We start from the raw sequence: 21763 nt of genomic DNA, 5'->3' as shown, positions 1-21763 counted from the left end.
CGGGATCGCTTGTAATGTATAGGTATTGTAGAGTTGAATTTGTTGTAATCGAATAAGCGCAATACTGGCGAAAGGAGATAAATCATGGAAGGATCGGCTATGGTCGAATTTTGGAAAGGCCAACTACTTGAGCTTCAAACCTTTGAAGGAGTCATGTATAAAACACAAATTATCCATCAAGATCACAACCGCATTTACATACAAAAGCCAATCAATCGAATGAACCGATATTTGTCTGTGACAAGTCAGATGTCTGTAACTGTATATTTTCATAATGAAGAGCGAGTGCTATACTCTTTCGATACCCAAATTTATTTACAGCGCAATCAGCTATCATTCCAAACTCCCTCTGTTGACCGTATAAAAAAGGCCCAAAGAAGGCGTTTCTTCCGCGTTCCTGTCGAGGTGGAATTAAATTTAAACCTCAAATCCATAGAGCGCTCTGAGGAAGATGAATTTATTAAGGTGACGACAAAGGATATCAGCGGGGGAGGACTGTCTTTCCTCTGCGATTTTGCAGTTGAGACAGAGATGCTCATAGCCGGCATCATGCATCTTGAAACAAACAACTCCCAAAATATAATCGAATTTCATGGAAAAATCGTAAACTGTGCCAAGCTGCCGGACAACAACTATAAAATCTCGCTTGAATTTGTTCACATGAAGGAATCGATCCGCTCGGATATAATCAAGTATTGTTTATTTAAGCAGGTTGAGGCGAGAAACAAGCTTAAGAACTATTCTTTGTAGCTGCTCTTTAGAGGGGATCGGGTCAGCTGTGGCGGAGCCCAACACCATAAACCCTTGAAGCCGTTGGCTTCAAAGGTTTTTTTGGTTCGTTTATACGAGGAAGAATGATTACACTAAATACCATACAAGGGCGCTGAAGTGGTTTCCTTCGGCGGAATACTGTATAGACTGGACGGTAAATCTTCTGTTCTCGTACAGCCAGTCATTGATCTCCTTTTCAAGATCACCAATATTTGTGTTGAAGAATGTTTTTACACTGTTCCTCTTCATCCTCATCACCTCCCCACAACCATCTTATTCGACATCTCCTTCCAACAAGCCTGCTTGTATATGTAGTTGTGCCAAAACAGGGATAAAATCTTGGCATTGCAGCAAAATAACTAGACGTTTGCTAACAAACCGCGTAATGGAGGATTGCGTTTAGATGTCTAAATACACACGATTGCTGATTCTGATGTTCACAATAGCCTTTTCCTTGAACCCTCACCTTACGTCCGCTCACCCGACATTCCATCTCAAGGATAGAGCTTATTATGAGGAGCGCGGGGATATCGTTTGGGAGGTTCCAACCGAGGATAAATGCATTGCTCTCACGTTTGATGACGGACCGGATCATCGCCAGACGGCGCAAATTTTAGACGTACTTGATCAATATAATGCTAAAGCTACCTTTTTTGTTGTGGGGGAACGGGTCGAGAGATACCCTGAAATTGTCCAAATGCAGTTGGCCCGCGGACATGAGGTCGGCAACCACTCCTATCGTCATCCTTTGTTTCGAGGCATGAGCAAAGGTAATATGCAAAACGAACTTAGTAAAACCCAGCAGGCTATTTTCCAGGCAACCGGCTATAAATCCGTGCTCTTTCGTCCCCCGGGCGGATTTTATAATGAAGCGCTCATTAACGTTTCCAAGCAGAACGATTTAAAGTTCATTCTCTGGTCTTGGCATCAGGATACGAAAGACTGGAAAGCTCCGGGCGTGGACAAAATCGTCAAAAGAGTACTCACGGGTACACGCAGCGGCGACATTGTCCTCATGCATGATTTTGTAGCTAATAGTACGCAAACGATCGAGGCGTTGAAACAGATTTTGCCGGAGCTCAAAAAGCAGGGCTATTCCTTCGTGACAGTATCCGAGCTGTTAACCCATAAAGTGACGCCAGATCTCCAGTTGAAAAAAGTCATTCACTAATTTGTCATCGGCGCCTCTGTTGTTAGTACTCATGAGGATGGATATCTCGCCAAAATCTAAAGTCAAAGCGGAGAAGGATCAGCTTCTCCGCTACTTTTCGATAATATATAAAAACTTATTTATTAAAAATTTAATAATTGTGATTTAAATCACATGCATTGTGAAAAATATCACTTATACTAAAGACATCAAAGATGATCATCCCTAAAAACAAACAAAACATCAAAAATCGACATCAGAACAAGGAGTGGTAATTATGTTTAACAATTTCCTAAGAACAAATAAATTTGCAATGTGGTTCCTGACAGTTATTCGGATTTATCTCGGTGTAGCATGGATGAAAGCAGGGTGGGGCAAAATTACAGGCGGTTTTGATGCTGGGGGCTACCTTACTGGAGCCATCGCCAAGAGTACTGGTGAGAATCCCACAGTGCAAGGCTGGTGGGGCGTATTCCTAGAAAATGTTGCACTCCCAGGCGTAGACGTCTTTAATATTCTCGTTCCTTACGGGGAATTTCTAGTCGGAATCGGTTTGATCCTAGGTACCTTCACCACTTTTGCAGCACTGATGGGTCTAGTTATGAACGCTGCGTTCCTCTTCTCGGGTACAGTAAGCACAAACGCTCAAATGCTCCTGCTGGAAGTCCTGATTATCGCAGCAGCAGCTAACGCAGGAAAAATCGGACTTGACTACTATGTGCTCCCTTACCTTCGCGGACTGTTTAACAAAAGAAAAGCGGTAATTAAGACAGAGACGCCTGCTGGCAAGCCGCAACTAAAAGTAAACCACAGCGCATAAGCACAAGTTGAATCGCCACAATCCATAGCAAAGAAGGCTGTTCCTCCCTTTGAGGAGCAGCCTTTTTTCTGACGCTTTTAATCGAAGGTAATGTTCCTATGCCAAATCATCAAAGATGGAATGCTCTTGCTTTGCCGGATGGAAGCTTCCCCGTTCCCACACGAGCTGGAACAATTCCGGCGCGAAATGCCAAGGCGGGCCGTCATCCAGCTTGCCGAATACCCGCTCGATCGATAAAATCTGGGAATCATGAGCAGCCAATGCCTTCGCCTTAACTTCCTGCTGCCCCTCTCCTTTTAGCTCCAGCACTGCAGCTCCCGCCGCTTTGGCATCCGGCAGCCCCATCAAGTTGTAATAGAGCTTCTGAACGAAGCGGCAGGCCCCGCTGAAAACCGCCTTATTTACCGCATGATGAATGGCAATATGATCCGGATGGCCTGAGATCCCGTCTGCAGGAAAAGTAACAACCACCTCGGCCTGATGCTTGTTGAGAAATGCGACAATATGGTCGACGAGCACCTCCTGTTTCATTTCTCGCAATTTGCCGTCGCCCATTCTTAAGTGCTCGATCTCAGCAATGCCCAAAATCTCCCCTGCCCGCTGCAATTCTTGTTCCCTGATCGCGGCTAGCTGTTCCGGAGTCATCGATCCGAGCCTGCCGCTCTTCCCTGCCTCTCCCTGTGTCGCCGTCAACAGCACTGCTGCTGCTCCCTCGTCCGAAATTTGCCGAATCAGAAAAGAGCAGCCGAAGGTTTCATCATCTGGATGTGCATAAATAAAGCCAACTGTTCGCTGCATAAATATGTCTCCTTAAATTATCCTGTAGATTTTCGTTACTATACTTACTATACTTTAATATTGACTAAGTTGTTAAAATTCACTACAATTCAGAAGAATCCAATATAGATAGGTGATTAAAATGAGCAAACCCGCATACCGCGTGTTACTATATTATAAATTTGTACACATCGAATCTCCAGAATCGTTTACCGCAGAGCATTTGCAATATTGCAAAGATCTCGGACTCAAAGGGCGCATCCTTATCGCTTCCGAAGGAATCAATGGAACCGTATCCGGGACAATAGAGCAAACGGAGAAATACATGAACGATCTGCGGGCCAATCCTCTATTTCACGACATCGTATTCAAAATCGATGAAATTGAGGGCCATGCCTTTAAAAAAATGTTCGTTCGCCACAAGAATGAGCTGGTCACTTTCCGCTATGAGCATGAGCTTGATCCGAATAAAATTAGCGGAAAACGGCTGTCGCCGGTCGAATTCCACGAGCAGCTAGAGCAGGAAGATGTCATCATCATTGACGGCCGCAACGACTATGAATACGATATCGGCCATTTTCGCGGCGCTATTCGTCCAGAGGTGGAATCCTTCCGTGAGTTCCCAGACTGGATACGCGAAAACCTAAGTCAATATAAGGATAAGAAAATTTTGACTTATTGTACAGGGGGAATCCGCTGCGAGAAATTAACCGGCTTCCTGCTGCATGAAGGCTTTAAAGACGTGGCTCAATTGGAAGGCGGAATCGTCACTTATGGCCAAGATCCCGAAGTGAAGGGTCATCTGTTCGATGGCAAATGCTACGTATTTGACGAACGGATTTCCGTGCCGATCAATCGGACGGAAGAGGATATAGTCATCGCCAGCTGCTACCATTGCGGCGAAACGAATGATCGCTATATCAACTGCCCTGTCTGCAATCTCCAGCACGTTTGCTGCGAAGCCTGCGAGGAAGAGCATCACGGATTCTGCAGCAGCAAATGCCGGGAAGCGGTGCTAGCTGTAAACAACGGCTAATGTCATTCTAGCAAGGAGTGTCATTATGAACCAAATTAATGAGCTGCCGACGAGAGAACGGATTCTGCATATGCTGAAAATATCCGGCCCTCTCAGCGCCAAAGAAATTACGTCCGAATTGCAAATCACAGAAATGGCGGTTAGGCGCCATCTTGGCACAATGGAGCGCGACGGGCTGATTGAGTCCAAAATGATCCGCCAGACGCTGGGCAGGCCTACATCGGTATTTGGACTTACTGAACTGGCTGAAGGCCTTTTCCCAAAAAACTACCATTCCTTGACCCTCGACCTGCTGGGAGAACTGGAAAATGAGGGCGGCGAAGAAACGATCAAGCTGCTCTTTGAAAAACGTCGTGATAAGCTTAAATTGCAATATGAGAGCAGCATGGAAGGAATTCCTTTTGCCGAAAAAGTAAAAATGCTCGCTCAGATTCAAAACGAGAACGGCTATATGACTGAATGCGAGCAAAATGAAGACGGAGATTACGTTCTGAAGGAGCATAACTGCCCGATTTCTCAGATCGCTAACCGTTATAATCACGCTTGTGAATGCGAATTAAGCCTATTCAAATCATTGCTGGACACAGAGGTCAAGCGTACGGAGTGCCTGGCCCAGGACGGAGAAAGATGCATTTATATTATTTCCAATCGTAAATAAGTAAATATCTGAAATTCATATTTCGTTAATAACAAAAACCTTCGGAGCCGTCAATTTTAGCGCTGAAGGTTTTCTTTTGCTCGCTTAGGTTAATAAGTCAACTTTCGCAGCGAAAAAATTGAACTTAGGTGTATCGTTGATTTAAAAAAGACTTAACCTAGGTGTAACGTTTTTTAAGGTAAGGAGATAAACGGCTTGACGAAATTTTGTTGGGCAATGATGCCCCACTCGTTAATACAGCGAACGTAGACCGATCGATTAAGTTCCTTTCCACTTGGATCAGGACGCTGAACGAGCGCTTTCGCAGCACCCGATATGCTTACATTGTCAATTCCATCAACAGATCCCAGCTCTGTCCAGTCACATTAAGGCTTATTTGCAGATTTCAAGCTGCGAAAGTTGAGCTATTAAGGAGTTATTAATTATAGGGAAACTACTCTATATATCTATATCATCTAAACCATCTATATTGTCAAAGGCCCTGAGTTCCTCCTCAATAGTCTGCTTAATAAGCTGCACGCATTCTTCGACCGTCTTGGCGAATACCCGCTTGCCATTGACCATAGCATAGGGCCTTAGCTTGCACAGCCCGCATAAATTAAGACAATCCAAGCGAAGAACCGCTATCTCGGGATATTCCTCTTCTAGCTGTTCCAGCTCTAGCGAGCTGAGCAAATTGCTATCGCATACTTCTACTACAACGATCCCCAAGCCCACGGTATTCACCCCAAATATACGATATCGTTACACAGTTCAATAATTATGATGAACGTCCTATCGTTTGTCAATACTAACTACCCATTTAATATACTTAACATACATATAAGTTGACTAAGTGTTCGTAAGTATTTATAATAATCATTGTGAGAATGAAAAGAGGCATTACATACAAATAGAGAGGATGAATTAAATTATGGCACACCAATTACCTGCTCTACCTTATCCGAATAACGCGCTCGAGCCACATATCGACGAGCAAACGATGATGATTCACCATGATCGCCATCACAATACTTACGTAACGAACCTGAACGCAGCATTGGAATCTGCTCCTGAGCTTCAATCCAAATCTCTGGAAGACCTGATCGCTGACCTGGACAGTGTTCCTGAAAGCATCCGTACTGCGGTTCGCAATAACGGCGGCGGCCATGCCAACCACTCCCTGTTCTGGGAAACGATTGGGCCAAACGGCGGCGGACAGCCGTCCGGCAAGCTTGCTGACGCTATTAACAACGAACTTGGCGGCTTTGACAAGTTCAAAGAAGACTTTACAAAAGCAGCTACAACTCGTTTTGGAAGCGGCTGGGCATTCTTGGCGGTAGACAAAGACGGCAAACTGTCCGTTTACAGCCTGCCTAATCAGGATTCCCCAATTATGGAGGGTAAAACCCCAATTTTGGGTCTGGATGTATGGGAGCATGCATACTACTTGAAATATCAAAACAAACGTCCTGACTACATCGCAGCATTCTTCAACGTCGTCAACTGGTCTGAAGTTGAGAAGCGTTATGAAGCAGCTCTAAGCAAATAATAATACACGACAGTATGAAATACAGCGGCCGTCTCTTTAAAGAGACGGCCGTTTATTATGCCTCATGCGATGGGGTTCATGTGATCCATGTAATCCAGACGCTTAATGATTATCTACCTATTCTACCGTCGCCATCCAGCCATCAACCGTCTCACCGCCGCACTGCAGTTATGCCCTACGGCTTATTCTCCCTTCTCTGCACAGATGAGCGAACGACCAGTGTTGAAGCTATACTCCAGCGGACGGCTTCCCGGGACGGTTCTGTTAGCGATAGAAGCATCGTCGCTGCGGCATCACACATCCTCTCTTTCTCTACACGCATCGTCGTCATATCCACCCCCGAGCTGCTGTCATACTGGAGATCATCATATCCCGCAATCGATACATCCTCAGGAACCCCAACGTTCTTCTCCTGTAGAAGCTCTGCCAAGATATAGGCAATCCGGTCATTGCTGCAGAAAAAAGCGCTTGGCCGCTCTTCAAGCCCGGATAGAAAGGACGATATTTCCTCTACCGTGTAATCATAGCCCACCGATGAGGTCAAACAATGTTCCCCTCTAATCTTAAGCCCTCCGCTTTGCATTGCCTTCCAATAGCCTAGCCAGCGCTCCTCATGACTGGTCGTTAAATTGACAGGGCCAATAAATCCAATGTCATTATGGCCGCATTCGATGAGATAAGACACTGCTTCATATGCTCCTTCCATATTCGCTGAGGCTACAACCGGACAAGGCAGCTCTCGATAATAAGAATCCATCATCACGAGCCGAACATCCTGCTCCCAAACTAGACGTGCATATTCAGGACGCGTAATTCCAAACAATATAATGCCTCGATATGAAATATCCGTAAACAAGCGCGGCAGTTGAAGGCGATGCTCGGATTCGCGATCGATAGGAGCAATAACGGCATTGAAGCCTTTGCTTCGAATGCTTTTCTCCAAGCCCCAAATCATATCATGAAAAAATTGAAAATGATCGTTATCCTGATAACTCATAATTCGTTCTGGAACGAGTACAAGAATGTTAGAATCGCTGCTCTCGCTGATTGCATACGATCCATACCCCATTTCCTTTGCAGTATGGATAATGCGGCTGCGCAATTCGTCGCTAACCCCCTTCTTATTCGTCAGCGCTAGCGACACGGCATTTTTAGAAATTTCCAACTTATCAGCGATATCCTGCATGGATATTTTCTTTCTCCGGGCCATTCTTTTCAATCCTTTCAAAACATGATAAACTTGACCTAAATATACTTTACAAAAATCAATATTGTCAAGTTTGTAAAGTAAAGAATAATGTAATACAGGAGGTATTCGACTTGGAAGTGAAATACGCGATAGGCATCGATATCGGCGGTACTAAGACAGCCATCGGGATCGTAGACTCGCTTGGGACAATATGTACAAAGACATCTCTGCCTACAGACCTATCGATTAACCCGCATGATATGGTAAGCCGCATCGCCGATGCAGCCAAGCAATTGCTTACGGAGTATAAACTAAATGAAGCTCAGATTGCCGGCATCGGGGTCGGAGCACCCGGTCCTTTGAATACGAAGACAGGTCATATCGTAAAGCCTCCAAATATGACTGCTTGGCATAATTTTCCCCTGATGGATTCCTTGAAGAGGCATTTTGAGCTGCCGATTACGTTTGAGAACGATGCCACAGCCGCTGCCCTCGCGGAGAAGTGGCAAGGTGCGGCCCAAGACGCCGACCATTTCATTTTCATTACGATCAGCACAGGCATTGGCGCAGGGATATTCTCTCACGGCAAGCTGATTACCGGCTCGACAGGAAATGCCGGAGATGTCGGGCACCTCGTTATCGATCCTTCCGCCGGCGACTGCGTATGCGGCCAGCAGGGCTGCTGGGAATTTATCGCCTCCGGCACAGCTATTGCGAGGAATGCCTCCCGCCTGCTCGGCAGGGACGTCACCTCCAAAGAGGTGTTCGAGATGGCAGATGAAGGTTGTGCCGACATGAAGAAGCTCGTCGACCAAGTATTTCGCTATATCAGCATTGGCTGCGTCACGTTGATCAACACGTTCGACCCGGAGAAAGTAGTGATTGGCGGAGGTGTATCACAGGTAGGCGAACCGTTGTTTAGCGCTGTACAGGACTATGTGCAGAACTGCGCGTTGAACCCATCTGGGCAGAGCACCCCCATTGTGCCCGCTGCTTTGAATCAGGATGCTGGTCTGATCGGCGCAGCTGCCCTAATCCATACGAAATATTAAATACAATTGAAAGCAAAGAAAGGAAGTTACCCTAATGAATCAACAACCAATTTTTCTAGAACCTGTATTTCAAGAGCGCATTTGGGGCGGAAGCAAGCTGGCCGAGCTATTCGGCTATGAAATCCCTAATGCAAAGACAGGGGAATGCTGGGCGGTATCCGCGCATCCTAATGGACAAAGCGTAGTCAAGGAAGGACCATACAAAGGCTTACCCCTGGGAGAGCTATGGACATCTCATCAGGAATTATTCCAATCCAATTCAGCGGTTTTTCCATTGCTAACCAAGATTCTAGACGCCTCTGACGATTTATCTGTACAGGTTCATCCGGATGATCAGTATGCAGGCGAGCATGAGAACGGCGAATTAGGCAAGACCGAGTGCTGGTATATCGTTGATGCAGAGCCGGGCGCGGAGATCATTTACGGCCATGAAGCTAGTTCCAAAGAACAGCTTATAAAGTGGATCGAGGAAGGGAACTGGGGGAAATTTCTGACCAAGGTTAAAGTTCAGGCCGGCGACTTCTTCTATGTGCCTAGCGGTACGATTCATGCGCTGGGCAAAGGAATTGTCGTTCTTGAGACGCAGCAGAGCTCTGATACAACTTATCGTGTTTACGATTATGATCGTACGGACAAAGACGGAAATACACGCGAGCTTCACCTGGAGAAAGCGATTGATGTCACTACAGTTCCCCAGTCGTACAAACAGGAAACCTATGATATCTTTGCCCGGGAAGGAATAACGATTACTTCCTTTGTATCGAATGAATTTTTTACCGTGCAAAAATGGGAAATCGATGGCGCTGCTAACCTTGAGGCCAGCACAAAGTACACGATTTGCAGCGTTATAGAGGGCCAGGGGCAATTAAGCATCGCGGATCATCAATACTCGTTGAACAAAGGAGATCATTTCATTCTTCCCATCTCCTTTGGCCCTTACGTGCTCAGCGGATCTATGCAGCTAATCATTTCATCGGAATAACCTGCCACAAACATATAATGCGGACTGCTCATCAATGAGCAGTCCGCAATTAATTAGTCCATTCAAAATACTGAAATTAAAAGTTCATGTTAATGATGTAAATAGCGTTCACGAATGATCCTAAAATGATGCTTCGCGTGACCGGCAATAAGATATGCCAGCGCTCTACTGGAAATAAGTTCGTCGCTCGCAGTCCCCGTTCGCTGCCAGGCTTCATCGTCCAATTGTCGGGCGAGGGTTAATGTAGCGTTTCTGACAGTCGAGAAGTCTTTCAGAAGCTGTATGATCGACAAGCGATCAAAATTCGCATGACTAACAAACAACTCCTCGCTAAAGCCCGGAAGCGGCGTCTTATCCCCTCTGGCAATCCGCAGCAGCCGATAACTCATCACGCGCTCCGTATCGTTTATATGCCCAAGGACTTCCTTTAAGCTCCACTTGCCCTCGTCATACTTATAATTGCCGGCTTCCTCTGAGAGCGTCCCCAGTTTAAGCATAGCTTCCTCTGGCTGAAGCTCCAATAGGGATAACAACTGACTCTCGGGCACTTCACGAATATATTCCTCAAAATGCTCGGGATACTCCCCAAGTTGGGGCTTAGACAATTTCATAACTCATCCTCCAAACATAGATCAATTAATCGTCCCATACGTCATCCATCAGAGATTTCATATAGTCGCTTCGTTCCTTCGTCTGCTGGACATTCGTATTCCACTCGCTCCCGTTCCATTCCACAACGTCGCCGGTTTTGACGCTGGCATTCACCAGCTTGCGAGGCACGTCCCTCGTATTGCCGTCCACTTCAATAATACAATATTCACCTTCAAAACCTTCAATGATTCCTACCATCATTCCAATCACCTCTCGGTCGTGATTCGGTATGTATGTCCATCTGAAGCAATTTCCACGGTTCCATGCAGGTCATTGCGGTATACCTCAATTCCCTGCTTGCTAAGCCGATCCAATACAGTCGAAGTCGGATGTCCATAATTGTTGTCGCCGACCTGGATAACTCCGAATTGCGGTGCAGCTTTCTTCAGAAAACTTAACGTAGAAGAAGACTTGGAGCCATGATGCCCAATCAACAGCACATCTGCTTGCAAATCTGCTCCCGAATCAATCATATCCTTCTCACTCTCGCGCTCGGCATCGCCGGTTAGCAAGTATGACGTATTGCCATAGACCACTTTAACTACAGCGCTCATATTGTTCCTGCTGTCTGAGACATTGACGGGGCCAACCATCGTCACCTCGATCTCGTCATCCCAATCGAGCACAAGGCCTGCCTTTGCCGTCTTGACCTTGAGTCCCTTATTCTTAATCGAAAGAAGCAAAGATTCGAAGGTCTTCGTATTCGCTTGAATCTTAGGCATATAAATTTCGCCAACATCGATATGGTCGATTACCCGATCCAATCCGCCGATATGATCCGCATCCGGATGCGTCCCGATTATGATGTCAAGACGTGTGACGCCGTACTGCTTTAAATAATCGAGCATGGCCTGCTCTCGATCATTATTCCCCGCATCAATCAGCATCGTCTTCCCGGAAGGACTGATCAGCAGTTGGGATGCCCCCTGGCCGACATCGAGAAAAATGACGCGCAGGCGATCCGAGTTCACCGTCGACTTGCTGTCCGAATTCGCCGGATAATCCAATTCCCATTCCAGAGTACAGCCAGACAACATCAACAGCATAGCCAAAAAACTCATGACAATAATTGCACTAAACTTAAAATTCGTATAACGTTTCTTCATTGACTAATCATTGTCCTTTTCTAGTTGCTCTAACCTCACGCCATGACAACGAATAAATTAGAACATTTGTTCCTCCTATTATATTCGATGCTCTAATCAGAATCAACCGTTAGCCTTTTGCCTGCGTTTTATGAATATGAGCAAAAAGGCACTTCAGCGAATCATCGCTGAAGTGCCTTTCTAGCTTGGAGTGATATTGGGATGAGTGGTGAATATAATTCCTTTATTTCACCGTTACTGATATCGTTACGGTCTTACCGCCGAACTTTCCTTTGATCGACGTCGTGCCTTTGCCTACGGCTTCAATTTTTCCGGCTGTTACCTTGGCTACAGATGGCTTGGAGCTAGTCCATTCCGCGCTTCCAGTTACAACGGAGGTCACGCCCGTATCATATTCAGCCTTTACGACGACCGATTTGCTTGCTCCAGGGGCTAACGTGAATTTCTTCTCGTCTACGGTCAGCTTGGTCAGCTTAGGCACAACCTTGACATTGACAGTAACATTATGACCTTGATAGGATCCAGCCAAAGTAGCAGATCCTTCCCCAACGGCTTTAACCGATGTAGAACTGATCGTAGCTACATTTGTATTGGATGACTGCCAATTCATTTTGGAGGATAGAGTTACTTTCTGTCCATTCGAATAGTACCCGGTCACTTTAATCGCCTTGGATCTTTTAAGATTAAGCTCGATATTTAGCGGTTCTACGACGACTTTCGTAATTTTCTGCTCGACGGAGATCGGAATGCTGATCGTCTTGTTTGAGTATGTTCCTTTTAACGTCGCAGAGCCTTTAATCAAGCCTTTGATCGTTTTACCGCTATCGGAATCTTTAATCACCGCATTGCTATTGGATACTGTCCAGGTAATCTCATCTGCGATATCTGCCTCTTCATTTCCGTTCTCCCAGACAACCGCTACTTTAGGAAAAGGGCTTTCCTCGCCGACGACAAGGTTCAGCTTCTCCTCTTCGCTAATAAGGGCAAGTACTTTTTCTTTTATAGTAACCTGTACTTCAACCGAGCTGCTGCGAATTGCGAGTGCAGAATCGGCTGTAACCTTGGATTCAGGCAGTTTTGCAATGATCGTGGCCGTACCCGCATCCTTCGCTATAATTTTGCCATCTTCAATTTTAACAACTTCCTCATTGTTCGAAGTCCAAACAACTTCCTTGCTGAAATCAGTTTCTTCATCATCCAGCTTCGTTGCTTTTATTTTTGGTACATTAATCGATTCGTTCTTGAACAATTCCAGCTCCGACTTATCAGCTTCGAGCTTCGTAATCGTCGGTTGCACCGTTACCTTGATGCTTTTGCTGATGCCCTGATAGCTTACTTTAATCGTAGAGGTACCTACAGCCTTAGGAGAGATTACTCCCTTATCTACCGTTACAGCCAGAGGATTGGAAGATGTCCACTCGGCCGCAGCAGTTACCTCATCCGTTGCATTAGCACTGCTTCTGACTTCAGCTTTTGCTTCCAAACGTTCGCCGATGAACAGCGCTTGGTCGGATGAAGGTTTAAGTACAATCACCTCATGTGGGGTGCGTACATATACGTCCACTTGACCTTTTGCTCCGAGGTATTCAGCTGTAATCGTCGCTTTACCTACGGCAACGGCTTTGATCTTGCCACCCTCAACCGTGGCAACGCCTTTATCCGAAGTCGACCATTCAGCCTTGCTGGATACGTCTAGCGTCGAATGATCGCTCGCTAGAATGGAGTTCGCCCTGATTGCGAGCTCATCATCGCCAACAACCAACTCAATGTCCTCGGCCTGCTCGTCGTTGCTGGCATACACAAGATTCAATTCGGTGTATGGAGAAGTGACAGTAGCCTCAAAAGAAGCCGTCAAACCGGCATATTTGGCGGTAATCGTCGCTTTACCTTCTCCGACAAGCGTGATTTTACCTTTATTAATCGTAAGTACTGACGTATTCGAAGTAGACCACTCCGCATCTTGCGTCACATCGGCAAGTTCGCCGTCCGTATTCGCAATGACAGCCTGCGCTGTAACATTCAGATTTTTCTCATTCGCGCCTAGCTTGTATTTACCTTTTTGCGAATATTCCAAAGTTAAGTCTTTGTATGTGTCTACCGCTTTAACTGTAATCACATCTACCGCGGATTCGTTATAAACAGCCGTGATCGTCGCGGTTCCGCTCTTTAACGGCGTTAGAAGTCCGTTATCTACTTTAATGATCTCAGGTTGATCCGATAACCAGCTAACCGCACGGGTCATGTCCTTCTTGACGCTGGATCCCTCTACCGTAGCCCATACCTTTAATTGCTTCGTTCCCTTGCCCACTGTCATTTCTAGCGTTGCACCGGAGCCTTCAATATCAATTGATAAGACATCGCCGGAGGCGGCAAAGACGCTAGTTGGGAATACAGCGGCAATGAGCAGCGCCATGGTGAGGAGCCACTTCGTCATTTTCCTATTTGGAATCATCCATTTCTCTCCTTTGTTGTCACTTTTTGCCGGAATTAAACTCCAGCCCTATTAAAATTATATCGTCAACTAGGATTAATTTCGTAACCTTTTTCATTAAAAATAATCCCTTCGTCCTACTTTCGTGTCACTTTTGGTAATTTATTGCTCCCCAATCAATCACTCGCTCACCTTGAGCTTCAAGAAAAAGATTTGTTCTAGAGAAGGGCCGACTGCCGAAAAAGCCGCGTCGCGCCGCCAATGGACTTGGATGAACCGATTCTATAATAAGGTGGCGCTCCGTATTGATTTGCGCTCCTTTTTTCTGAGCATGGTTGCCCCAAAGAATGAACACTACAGGCTCTTCTCTTCTGTTCAAGGCCTCAACGACCGCATCCGTGAACTTCTCCCATCCCTTGCCCTGGTGCGAGCCGGGAAGTCCTTCACGGACGGTCAGCACCGTATTCAGCAGCAGCACGCCTTCTTCACCCCAAGCTGTCAGAGTCCCTTTCTCGGGAATGGAAATCCCTAAATCACTCGAAAGCTCTTTGTAGATATTGCGAAGCGATGGGGGAATTTTCACGCCCGGCAGCACGGAGAAGCTCAGCCCATGCGCCTGCCCCGCGCCATGATAAGGATCCTGCCCTAGAATCACGGCTCTTGTATTACTGTAGCTCGTCAGTTTCAAAGCCTGGAATAAATACGGACGCGGCGGATAGATCGCATGCCCCTTGTATTCTTCATCCAGCCAATTCATCAGCTCATGGAAATACGGCTTGTCCATCTCCGCTGCAAGTACCTGATCCCAATCGTTGCCGAATATGTTCATCATGTTGCGTCTCTCCTCCAAGCTTTCACTATATTATAAATAAGCCCTATAGTTTAGTAGATAACACTGACTCACATAAATTGCTGTTAAAAAAAATCGCACGACCCTTGCTTACGCGAGAGCCGTGCGATTTTCAGTAAACATGTAATGCCGAGGACCGGGATCGAACCGGTACGGTAGTCACCTACCGCAGGATTTTAAGTCCTGTGCGTCTGCCAATTCCGCCACCCCGGCATATAAATACGCGCCTGCCAAAATCAAAGCTGGAAAAATTCCTGCGTTATTGATTATAGCACGATATTTGACAGAGTTTCAAGTTCTTTTTGATAAAACAAAGAATGCAGCTCGGCATATAGCCATCTGCCGTTTTATTTGGTAGGTTAATGGTAGGATTATCCTCATGCTTCTTGTTTAATATTTTACATCAAGCCATAATGTCTGGATACAATACATATGATGGATCATATTTTAACTGGAGGTTATGTAATGGATATTTCGACAGACCGATATAAAATTGCCCCGCTGAATCATGAAGTAGAAGCCATCGCTATTATACAAAAGGCCGAGGCTGCCATCGCTGATGCGACCGGAAATAAGATTACTCTAATCGCCTTCGAAGAATCAGAGGAATAGTTAGAGCCTAAGGATGGGGTAATGCAACGCTCCCCTCTTGTAAATAACATAGTTTCTTGGGCCAAGGGGGGAGAACTCCGTGAACAATATGCCAAAAATATTAATCATTGCCGGGGCCGTCCTTATTATCGTCGGTTTGCTCTGGTCGGTGCTCGGCAGATTTATCCACCTTGGCCGCTTGCCAGGCGATATTATCATCGATAAAGGAAATGTGAAATTTTACTTTCCTATTGTAACCTGTATTCTGATCAGTGTAGTACTGTCATTGATTGGCTATATCGTCAGATGGTTTATGAAGTAAGCAACTAACTTCTATTTTATCTTTTCGCAGAAATTACAAGAATAAAAGTTGCAATTGGCCCGAGCAATAAAGAGAGAAGGAACCAGTTGAGTCCACTTCTGTTCTTTCCCTGTGCTAAACCGGCGTTAATTAAGGCAAGCGTTCCCCAACCGACATAGAATTCATTTTTCAAGCCTTTCACCTCCTGGACTTCATTATGCTTGAGCCTTTCCAGACATTCGTTTCATTGCCAACTAACCTGATGTTCGTTACAATCATTAATAAAATCAATTACATTATACATCTAGGAGAATATACTATAAATGAGCAAAAAAATTGTAGCCATTGATATGGACGACACCATTTGTCATTTAATACCTAAGGCGCTTCATTATCATAATACGCAATATCCAAGCCTTCAACTGATGATGGAGCAGGTCACCAGCTTCGATCTCAGCAGCATCTGGCACCCGGAATGCACAGAGGAGGCCTTCTTCGGCAGACCCGGCCTGTATGAGGAGTTAGACATCTTTGATGAGCATACCATCGAAGAAATTCGCAAAATGACTACACAATACGATGTTATTGTGATTACCGCGGCCCGTCCCGCTTCGGTTCCAGAGAAATGGAATTGGATGCAGAAGCACCTTCCCTTCATCCCTTATGAGAACTTTTTTGTCGGGAAACGCAAATATCTGATCGGTTTTGACCTTCTGATCGATGACGGCCCGCATAACATTATCGCCGCAAGTGAAGCTGGCAAAGAAACGATCCTGATCCCTCGCCCTTGGAACGCACACATACAACATGAATATCAGCTCAAAGATTCCTGGCAAGGGATGAGCGACTTAGTCGATCAAATGTTGACATCCAAGGAGGGGTGATTATTCTACCTTTCCTCGGTTACTCCTCCCAATTCCACAGGCCCTGCATACCTTTGACCGGCACTGGTTTTTCCATCCTCTGGACATTTGTCATTTCCCAGGCATAACGTCCATCGCTGTAATCTCCAAATGTATATTCAAGCTCCCCATGTGTTTTACAGTCGACCCGATTCCATTCCATTGACTTCCCGTTTGCTCCCAGCCACACGTTCCCCTCTTCCCCGCAGGGCCTGCAATGTCCTTTGCCATTTCACTCATTATTAATCGTTGCCATCATGCTTGGCTCAATTTCTTGGATTGGCGGCATCCTTAATTTATTTTGAAAGCGCAAGCCTTTAATGATGAAACCATAGGTACGTTAACACTGAATTTTTCCGCCCAAGTATCACTTTGTCAACGCCCTGTCTACCCCATTATTTCCCGCCTGTTTCCAAATCCCCCCAATTGTTCGAAGTCATTTTCACTAGCGCAAATCCAACATCACTTTTTCGGAGCTGGAGAAACGCGTGACTACCAGGCTGATTACAAGTACATGGATGAGACGCTTGGGTTATAGCACATAATAAAACCGAGAATATTTAAAATCTAAAGATGGGATGGTATAAATGAATCCGGAAATGGAATACGGAAATGACTATAAGTTTATTCCAACAACTTCATTAGGAAGTGGTACTGGAATTGAGGTGCTGCCCGATTTATTTTGTTATACTGTTCAAATTGTCAACATCTGTCTAGTGGGGAGTCCGGACACCGAGGATTTTGTTTTAGTAGATGCGGGAATGCCGATGTCTGCTAACGAGATCATCTCTGCCGTCGAAGAACGATTTGGTGTAAACAGGCGACCAAAAGCGATCATTTTGACTCATGGCCATTTTGATCATGTCGGGGGTGTGATTGAACTTGTCAAACATTGGGGGGTACCGGTCTATGCCCATCAAATGGAGATGCCTTTTCTAACAGGCCAGAAAAGCTACCCGGAGCCAGACCCGACAGTGGAAGGGGGTATGGTGGCGAAAATGTCCCCTATGTTCCCTAATGAACCGATAAATTTGGGGAATCACGTTCAAGCATTACCATCTGATGGTACAGTCCCTCATATGCCTGGGTTTAGATGGATTCATACTCCAGGACATGCTCCAGGGCATATTTCGTTATTTAAAGAGAACAACCGGGCATTAATCGCTGGAGATGCTTTCGTTACGGTGAAACAAGAATATCTGTACAAAGTGTTCACTCAAGAACAAGAGATAAGCGGTCCTCCTCGCTATCTGACGACAGATTGGGAGGCTGCCAAAAAATCGGTTATTAAGCTAGCTGCGCTGAAGCCTGAAGTAGCTATTACAGGACATGGGTTACCCATGTCAGGTGAATTGCTAACCACAAGCTTGGAGAAACTTGTTAACGAGTTTGATCAGATTGCTGTACCTGATTACGGAAAGTATCTAAATTAAAATATCATCATTAGCCACGAGCACATAAGAGTAAAAAGACCCTGCAGCCTTGACGGCAGGGCCTTTGGTCTCTCGAAATGGCAAGCGGGGGCAATGAACTACCAAATCAATCTTTTTCAGTATTTAAACGGAACGATGGATAACTCGAAATTCTGTTCGTGGAGTAGCCTCACTAACATGGAAGTCAGTGTTATTCATTTTTATCTGAATAAAGTACCCTGTTTCATTTAAATACAGGCTTTTAAAATTGAAATTACTATTTGTAATTGTTAAATTTCTAATCCTATCAATCTCCGCTTCGTGGGGATTAACAGCATTCACCTCAACCCCCCACTCCGCATCAAAATTCCCATCAATATCAACAGTATGAGCTTGCTTCTGACCAGAGGGGATGTATACTTCCAAAAAAGCAGATACAGCCAAATCAATTACCTCCTTTTTTAAGTTGATTTTATTATGTTTTTTATTTGGGATAATTATTCTCTGTACCTTTGGTATGGGCATTGGCAAACCGATGTTCACGGTTCTTTTTACTAGAGCAAATCTACCAACCCTACATACAGCAAAAAACCCTTGCTCAGCAAGGGTTTTTACTAGACTATGGGCCCTGAGGGACTTGAACCCCCGACCAGTCGGTTATGAGCCGACCGCTCTAACCAACTGAGCTAAGGGCCCGGGAACGGGGTGACAATAAATTGCGGGGGCAGGATTTGAACCTGCGGCCTTCGGGTTATGAGCCCGACGAGCTACCGGGCTGCTCCACCCCGCGTCAATAAATAGCGACAACTAATAATATACACGATATCCACATATCTCGTCAAGCATTTATATTAAAATTTATGGAATAAAGCGAACGCCATATTTTCCTTTGCGCGAGCGGAATATTTCCACCTCCCTCATTTCCTCAAATCCGTATATCCAACCGTCCTGAACTAGCCTCTTAGCCAAGCAGCCGGCCTGGAATTTTGTTCTATACAACTTGTTGAAGTACACCCATTTCATTTGATGTTCCTGCCCTTCAGATATTTTGTCGATGAACATGTGGTTGACATCGTCATGCGATGCCATCACAACTATAGAATACCCAAGAACGAGCAAAAAAAAATCCCGCTGGAGCAAAATCCAGCGAGATTTTTTCATTATTGCATTTCATATACGGTGCCATCCTCATTAAACTGCGCCTTTGGATTTTTCTTAAGCTCCAACAGCATTTTATTTCCCTTCTCTTCCCAGTCTTTAAGTGCTTCTTCCGGTGTTTTCTTGTTCTCAAGCACTTCCTGGAAGTGCGGTCTGCCTGAATGAGGTATACTATTAAGCCCTGGAATGTCACGCTTCAGCTTTTCTTCGGCGGCGCTATCCGGCGGCGTCGGCTTCAACTGGTAAAATGCTTCGATGTTGTAGGATAGTCCTGCCTTCTGTGTGATATAGGATTTGCGGGACACCATTTCGTACGTGTTACTGCGGGATCTCAGCTTCGCGAAATCTTCTCCGTTTACGAATTTAATATAATCCCAAGCAGCCTCGGCATTCGGCGCCGTACTGTTGATTGAGAACGTATTGCCAACCCAAATATTCCCTCCGACACCCGGGTTTTCCGGATGAACTGGCATTGTTACGATATCCCAATCTACCGGGTTAAAGTTTTTGATCTTATCCGCATTGTTATTCGCTTCCGCGATCTCATTAATGTAATAGCTCTCGCCAAGCATCATGGCAAGCTTGCCCGACAAGAACAAATCGCCGCTGATCGGGCTGTAATTCTCCTCCGAGTAATATTCTTCCATATTCATGTTTGACGAGCTTGGGATAATTTTATCTTTTGCCAGCTTACTGATGGTTTCCCAAACTCTTTGCCATTGCGGCGAATTTACGGTCATCATTTCTGCCTTCTCATCGTATACTTTTAGCTGCATTGTGGATACATAGCTATACTGCATATCCCAATATGGCTCGCTTCCTAAGTAACGGTTGAAGGAAAAGCCGTATACCCGCTCCTTCCCTTCCCCTTTGGAGACCAGGCGGGCTTTGTCGAACACCTCTTCCCATGTCATACCATCCGTAGGCGGCTCAATGCCTGCATCCGCAAATATTTTCTTATTAAAATACAACGCGGACGAGCTGAAGGTTGGAGACAGTCCGTACAATTTGTTATCTCCGCCAATATCCTTAATCGATTCGATAACCGCAGGCACGAAATCGGAGGTGTCGAATTTATCCTCCTGAATCAGCGGATCAAGCGGCTTCAGCAAATTCTCTTCTGCCAGACGTTTCAAGGTACTTGTATCTGCAATGACGATATCGACCGGATTACTGCTCGTCATCAATTTCTTCATACCCTCATAATAGTCCGGCTCCACATACTGCTCCTTGCTATAATCTCTGTAACGGTATTCGGATGAATCAACCGCCGGCACGATTTCGATTCGCACATTATTGTTGAACTCGTAAATATCAGTGTATTGCTGCCGGAACCAAGAATCATCATTCGAGCCGTGCAGCATGCCGATACGGAGCACCTTCTCTTCTGTACTGTCCTTTCCCTTATTGGTAGTGCTGCAGCCAGCTAACAAACCTACGGTTAAGCTTGCAGCCAAAGCAAGGGTCAGTACCTTTCTAACTTTCCCACCATACCTGCTGTTCATTTGTTATCCCCCTCTAATGGTTTAGGTGCCGTAATTACAATTTTGTCCCCATCGAATTCCATGCTGGCTCGACCCCCGATGCCGACGGCCTCTAAATACTCTTTTGGAACTTGAAGGCGGCCGACTCGGTCTACCACGACGAATGCTTCATGAACCTCTTGAAGTCCGCCCTGCTGACCGATCCCGGCTTCACCGGCCTGATCCAAATTCGGGTTGCGCTTCAAGAACTCCGTACTTGTTAAGCCGTCCCGGATGGCAACGACACGGTCTACCTTCCCTGCCAATTCCAGGTCATGAGTAACTATGACAATGGTGATGCCAAGCTCCCTGTTCACTTCCCGGAAAATTCGCATAATCTGATCCGAAGTCGCCGTATCCACAGAGCCCGTTGGCTCATCCGCCAGCAGCATCTTTGGCCGATTAGACAGAGAGATCGCGATGGCTACACGCTGCTGCTCCCCTCCGGAGAGCTGATGCAGTTTGTTATGCATCCGATCCTTCAGACCGACCCACTCCAGCAATTGCTTCGCGTAGGCTTGATCCAGCTTGCCGGATAGAAGCATCGGCATTTCCACGTTCTCCAGTGCCGTCAAATACGGGAGGAGGTTACGAGCGTTATTCTGCCAGACGAACCCGACTGTATTGCGCTTGTATTCGACTAACTGCTCATCCTGGATCTTTAGCAAGTCCCAGCCTCCAACGCTCACTTGGCCGGCAGAAGGCCGATCAAGTCCGCCGAGAATATTCAGCAGCGTAGATTTACCGCTGCCGCTATTCCCGATAATCGCCATCATTTCTCCTTGCTCCACGGTTAAGTTCAGCCCTTGAAGCGCAACGACTTCGATATCCTCGGTTTTAAAAATTTTAACGAGTCCTTCGCAATGAATCAT

General features: G+C 45.8%; 27 protein-coding genes and 3 tRNA genes. 12 read left to right on the top strand and 18 right to left on the bottom strand.

Annotated elements, in window-relative coordinates:
• The first annotated feature begins 84 nt into the window (after positions 1–84).
• Positions 85–750 (top strand): flagellar brake protein, encoded by a 666-nt coding sequence (locus CZ379_RS14270; protein WP_110932221.1) that lies wholly within the window; start codon positions 85–87, stop codon positions 748–750.
• 108 nt (positions 751–858) lie between these two features.
• On the opposite strand, the gene CZ379_RS26235 is transcribed toward CZ379_RS14270, so the two are convergent.
• A complete protein-coding gene (locus CZ379_RS26235; protein ID WP_199925615.1) occupies positions 859–1020 on the bottom strand; it encodes a hypothetical protein in 162 nt (53 codons plus the stop codon).
• Between the two features lie 154 nt (positions 1021–1174).
• On the opposite strand from CZ379_RS26235, the gene CZ379_RS14265 reads away from it, so the two are divergent.
• Together CZ379_RS14265 and CZ379_RS14260 are read left to right on the top strand one after the other, a co-directional pair.
• Positions 1175–1942, top strand: coding sequence for a polysaccharide deacetylase family protein (locus CZ379_RS14265; protein ID WP_110932220.1), 768 nt, complete (start codon positions 1175–1177; stop codon positions 1940–1942).
• Positions 1943–2198: 256 nt separating this feature from the next.
• A complete protein-coding gene (locus tag CZ379_RS14260) occupies positions 2199–2741 on the top strand; it encodes a DoxX family protein (protein WP_110932219.1) in 543 nt (180 codons plus the stop codon).
• Between the two features lie 96 nt (positions 2742–2837).
• Here CZ379_RS14260 and CZ379_RS14255 read toward each other — a convergent pair whose 3' ends face one another.
• Positions 2838–3539 (bottom strand): PIG-L deacetylase family protein, encoded by a 702-nt coding sequence (locus CZ379_RS14255; RefSeq protein ID WP_110932218.1) that lies wholly within the window; start codon positions 3537–3539, stop codon positions 2838–2840.
• A gap of 121 nt (positions 3540–3660) precedes the next feature.
• Between CZ379_RS14255 and trhO the strand changes: the two genes are divergently transcribed.
• On the top strand, positions 3661–4554 hold the full coding sequence (gene trhO / locus CZ379_RS14250) for an oxygen-dependent tRNA uridine(34) hydroxylase TrhO (RefSeq protein ID WP_110932217.1): 894 nt from the start codon (positions 3661–3663) through the stop codon (positions 4552–4554).
• Positions 4555–4579: 25 nt separating this feature from the next.
• Entirely contained in the window at positions 4580–5212 is a 633-nt protein-coding gene (locus tag CZ379_RS14245) for a helix-turn-helix transcriptional regulator (protein ID WP_110932216.1), read from the top strand.
• A 438-nt stretch (positions 5213–5650) separates the two neighbouring features.
• Here the strand turns inward: CZ379_RS14245 and CZ379_RS14240 are convergent, their stop codons facing one another.
• Positions 5651–5929, bottom strand: coding sequence for a YuzB family protein (locus CZ379_RS14240; RefSeq protein WP_199925614.1), 279 nt, complete (start codon positions 5927–5929; stop codon positions 5651–5653).
• A gap of 196 nt (positions 5930–6125) precedes the next feature.
• Here CZ379_RS14240 and CZ379_RS14235 point away from each other — a divergent pair, with 196 nt between their 5' ends.
• Positions 6126–6743: a superoxide dismutase gene (locus CZ379_RS14235; RefSeq protein ID WP_110932215.1), complete on the top strand. Its 618-nt coding sequence runs from the start codon at positions 6126–6128 to the stop codon at positions 6741–6743.
• Between the two features lie 175 nt (positions 6744–6918).
• Here CZ379_RS14235 and CZ379_RS14230 read toward each other — a convergent pair whose 3' ends face one another.
• Positions 6919–7953, bottom strand: coding sequence for a LacI family DNA-binding transcriptional regulator (locus tag CZ379_RS14230; RefSeq protein ID WP_110932214.1), 1035 nt, complete (start codon positions 7951–7953; stop codon positions 6919–6921).
• A gap of 116 nt (positions 7954–8069) precedes the next feature.
• On the opposite strand from CZ379_RS14230, the gene CZ379_RS14225 reads away from it, so the two are divergent.
• Both CZ379_RS14225 and manA read left to right on the top strand, forming a co-directional pair.
• Entirely contained in the window at positions 8070–8984 is a 915-nt protein-coding gene (locus tag CZ379_RS14225; RefSeq protein WP_199925823.1) for an ROK family protein, read from the top strand.
• Between the two features lie 34 nt (positions 8985–9018).
• Complete coding sequence (manA, locus tag CZ379_RS14220; protein ID WP_110932212.1) at positions 9019–9966, top strand: mannose-6-phosphate isomerase, class I; 948 nt, start codon at positions 9019–9021, stop codon at positions 9964–9966.
• Between the two features lie 89 nt (positions 9967–10055).
• On the opposite strand, the gene CZ379_RS14215 is transcribed toward manA, so the two are convergent.
• The 6 genes from CZ379_RS14215 to CZ379_RS14190 form a co-directional block, all read right to left on the bottom strand.
• Complete coding sequence (locus tag CZ379_RS14215) at positions 10056–10577, bottom strand: DinB family protein (protein ID WP_110932211.1); 522 nt, start codon at positions 10575–10577, stop codon at positions 10056–10058.
• Between the two features lie 25 nt (positions 10578–10602).
• Positions 10603–10818 (bottom strand): DUF3006 domain-containing protein, encoded by a 216-nt coding sequence (locus CZ379_RS14210; RefSeq protein ID WP_110932210.1) that lies wholly within the window; start codon positions 10816–10818, stop codon positions 10603–10605.
• 5 nt (positions 10819–10823) lie between these two features.
• Positions 10824–11723, bottom strand: a complete 900-nt coding sequence (locus tag CZ379_RS14205; protein ID WP_110932209.1) for a ComEC/Rec2 family competence protein — start codon at positions 11721–11723, stop codon at positions 10824–10826.
• A 223-nt stretch (positions 11724–11946) separates the two neighbouring features.
• Positions 11947–14175 (bottom strand): Ig-like domain-containing protein, encoded by a 2229-nt coding sequence (locus CZ379_RS14200; protein WP_110932208.1) that lies wholly within the window; start codon positions 14173–14175, stop codon positions 11947–11949.
• Between the two features lie 127 nt (positions 14176–14302).
• On the bottom strand, positions 14303–14986 hold the full coding sequence (locus tag CZ379_RS14195; RefSeq protein ID WP_407668668.1) for a uracil-DNA glycosylase: 684 nt from the start codon (positions 14984–14986) through the stop codon (positions 14303–14305).
• Between the two features lie 145 nt (positions 14987–15131).
• Positions 15132–15217, bottom strand: a tRNA-Leu gene (locus tag CZ379_RS14190).
• Positions 15218–15469: 252 nt separating this feature from the next.
• On the opposite strand from CZ379_RS14190, the gene CZ379_RS26230 reads away from it, so the two are divergent.
• Entirely contained in the window at positions 15470–15616 is a 147-nt protein-coding gene (locus CZ379_RS26230) for a hypothetical protein (protein WP_199925613.1), read from the top strand.
• A gap of 79 nt (positions 15617–15695) precedes the next feature.
• Positions 15696–15917 carry a DUF2905 domain-containing protein gene (locus CZ379_RS14185; protein ID WP_110932207.1) on the top strand — a complete coding sequence of 74 codons (222 nt, stop codon included), beginning with the start codon at positions 15696–15698 and terminating at the stop codon, positions 15915–15917.
• A gap of 16 nt (positions 15918–15933) precedes the next feature.
• On the opposite strand, the gene CZ379_RS26225 is transcribed toward CZ379_RS14185, so the two are convergent.
• Positions 15934–16089, bottom strand: a complete 156-nt coding sequence (locus tag CZ379_RS26225) for a hypothetical protein (RefSeq protein ID WP_199925612.1) — start codon at positions 16087–16089, stop codon at positions 15934–15936.
• A 130-nt stretch (positions 16090–16219) separates the two neighbouring features.
• Here CZ379_RS26225 and CZ379_RS14180 point away from each other — a divergent pair, with 130 nt between their 5' ends.
• Positions 16220–16780: a 5' nucleotidase, NT5C type gene (locus tag CZ379_RS14180; RefSeq protein WP_110932206.1), complete on the top strand. Its 561-nt coding sequence runs from the start codon at positions 16220–16222 to the stop codon at positions 16778–16780.
• Between the two features lie 19 nt (positions 16781–16799).
• On the opposite strand, the gene CZ379_RS14175 is transcribed toward CZ379_RS14180, so the two are convergent.
• Positions 16800–16988 carry a hypothetical protein gene (locus tag CZ379_RS14175; RefSeq protein ID WP_110932205.1) on the bottom strand — a complete coding sequence of 63 codons (189 nt, stop codon included), beginning with the start codon at positions 16986–16988 and terminating at the stop codon, positions 16800–16802.
• A gap of 397 nt (positions 16989–17385) precedes the next feature.
• Here CZ379_RS14175 and CZ379_RS14170 point away from each other — a divergent pair, with 397 nt between their 5' ends.
• Complete coding sequence (locus tag CZ379_RS14170; RefSeq protein ID WP_110932204.1) at positions 17386–18231, top strand: MBL fold metallo-hydrolase; 846 nt, start codon at positions 17386–17388, stop codon at positions 18229–18231.
• Between the two features lie 123 nt (positions 18232–18354).
• Here CZ379_RS14170 and CZ379_RS14165 read toward each other — a convergent pair whose 3' ends face one another.
• The 6 genes from CZ379_RS14165 to CZ379_RS14140 form a co-directional block, all read right to left on the bottom strand.
• Positions 18355–18654 carry a hypothetical protein gene (locus tag CZ379_RS14165; RefSeq protein WP_110932203.1) on the bottom strand — a complete coding sequence of 100 codons (300 nt, stop codon included), beginning with the start codon at positions 18652–18654 and terminating at the stop codon, positions 18355–18357.
• Between the two features lie 178 nt (positions 18655–18832).
• Positions 18833–18906 (bottom strand) — tRNA-Ile (locus tag CZ379_RS14160).
• A 20-nt stretch (positions 18907–18926) separates the two neighbouring features.
• A tRNA-Met gene (locus tag CZ379_RS14155) sits at positions 18927–19000 on the bottom strand.
• Positions 19001–19068: 68 nt separating this feature from the next.
• A complete protein-coding gene (locus CZ379_RS14150) occupies positions 19069–19371 on the bottom strand; it encodes a hypothetical protein (RefSeq protein ID WP_110932202.1) in 303 nt (100 codons plus the stop codon).
• On the bottom strand, positions 19371–20873 hold the full coding sequence (locus tag CZ379_RS14145) for an ABC transporter substrate-binding protein (protein ID WP_110932201.1): 1503 nt from the start codon (positions 20871–20873) through the stop codon (positions 19371–19373). Before CZ379_RS14145 ends, CZ379_RS14150 begins: the two co-directional genes overlap by 1 nt.
• Positions 20870–21763, bottom strand: coding sequence for an ABC transporter ATP-binding protein (locus CZ379_RS14140; RefSeq protein WP_110934387.1), 894 nt, complete (start codon positions 21761–21763; stop codon positions 20870–20872). Before CZ379_RS14140 ends, CZ379_RS14145 begins: the two co-directional genes overlap by 4 nt.

The organism is Paenibacillus bouchesdurhonensis (assembly GCF_900155685.1).
Taxonomy (GTDB): Bacteria; Bacillota; Bacilli; order Paenibacillales; family Paenibacillaceae; genus Fontibacillus; species Fontibacillus bouchesdurhonensis.
The sequence above is the reverse complement of the archived record's forward strand: the minus strand, read 5'-3'. Positions and strand labels throughout refer to the sequence as shown.

Bases quoted from the DNA above. Each gene is read 5' to 3' on its own strand.
- CZ379_RS14270 (WP_110932221.1), top strand. From the start codon at position 85: ATGGAAGGATCGGCTATGGTCGAATTTTGGAAAGGCCAACTACTTGAG.
- CZ379_RS26235 (WP_199925615.1), bottom strand. From the start codon at position 1,020: ATGAAGAGGAACAGTGTAAAAACATTCTTCAACACAAATATTGGTGAT.
- CZ379_RS14265 (WP_110932220.1), top strand. From the start codon at position 1,175: ATGTCTAAATACACACGATTGCTGATTCTGATGTTCACAATAGCCTTT.
- CZ379_RS14260 (WP_110932219.1), top strand. From the start codon at position 2,199: ATGTTTAACAATTTCCTAAGAACAAATAAATTTGCAATGTGGTTCCTG.
- CZ379_RS14255 (WP_110932218.1), bottom strand. From the start codon at position 3,539: ATGCAGCGAACAGTTGGCTTTATTTATGCACATCCAGATGATGAAACC.
- trhO (WP_110932217.1), top strand. From the start codon at position 3,661: ATGAGCAAACCCGCATACCGCGTGTTACTATATTATAAATTTGTACAC.
- CZ379_RS14245 (WP_110932216.1), top strand. From the start codon at position 4,580: ATGAACCAAATTAATGAGCTGCCGACGAGAGAACGGATTCTGCATATG.
- CZ379_RS14235 (WP_110932215.1), top strand. From the start codon at position 6,126: ATGGCACACCAATTACCTGCTCTACCTTATCCGAATAACGCGCTCGAG.
- CZ379_RS14230 (WP_110932214.1), bottom strand. From the start codon at position 7,953: ATGGCCCGGAGAAAGAAAATATCCATGCAGGATATCGCTGATAAGTTG.
- manA (WP_110932212.1), top strand. From the start codon at position 9,019: ATGAATCAACAACCAATTTTTCTAGAACCTGTATTTCAAGAGCGCATT.
- CZ379_RS14215 (WP_110932211.1), bottom strand. From the start codon at position 10,577: ATGAAATTGTCTAAGCCCCAACTTGGGGAGTATCCCGAGCATTTTGAG.
- CZ379_RS14210 (WP_110932210.1), bottom strand. From the start codon at position 10,818: ATGATGGTAGGAATCATTGAAGGTTTTGAAGGTGAATATTGTATTATT.
- CZ379_RS14205 (WP_110932209.1), bottom strand. From the start codon at position 11,723: ATGAAGAAACGTTATACGAATTTTAAGTTTAGTGCAATTATTGTCATG.
- CZ379_RS14200 (WP_110932208.1), bottom strand. From the start codon at position 14,175: ATGATTCCAAATAGGAAAATGACGAAGTGGCTCCTCACCATGGCGCTG.
- CZ379_RS14195 (WP_407668668.1), bottom strand. From the start codon at position 14,986: ATGATGAACATATTCGGCAACGATTGGGATCAGGTACTTGCAGCGGAG.
- CZ379_RS26230 (WP_199925613.1), top strand. From the start codon at position 15,470: ATGGATATTTCGACAGACCGATATAAAATTGCCCCGCTGAATCATGAA.
- CZ379_RS14180 (WP_110932206.1), top strand. From the start codon at position 16,220: ATGAGCAAAAAAATTGTAGCCATTGATATGGACGACACCATTTGTCAT.
- CZ379_RS14170 (WP_110932204.1), top strand. From the start codon at position 17,386: ATGAATCCGGAAATGGAATACGGAAATGACTATAAGTTTATTCCAACA.
- CZ379_RS14150 (WP_110932202.1), bottom strand. From the start codon at position 19,371: ATGAAAAAATCTCGCTGGATTTTGCTCCAGCGGGATTTTTTTTTGCTC.
- CZ379_RS14145 (WP_110932201.1), bottom strand. From the start codon at position 20,873: ATGAACAGCAGGTATGGTGGGAAAGTTAGAAAGGTACTGACCCTTGCT.
- CZ379_RS14140 (WP_110934387.1), bottom strand. From the start codon at position 21,763: ATGATTCATTGCGAAGGACTCGTTAAAATTTTTAAAACCGAGGATATC.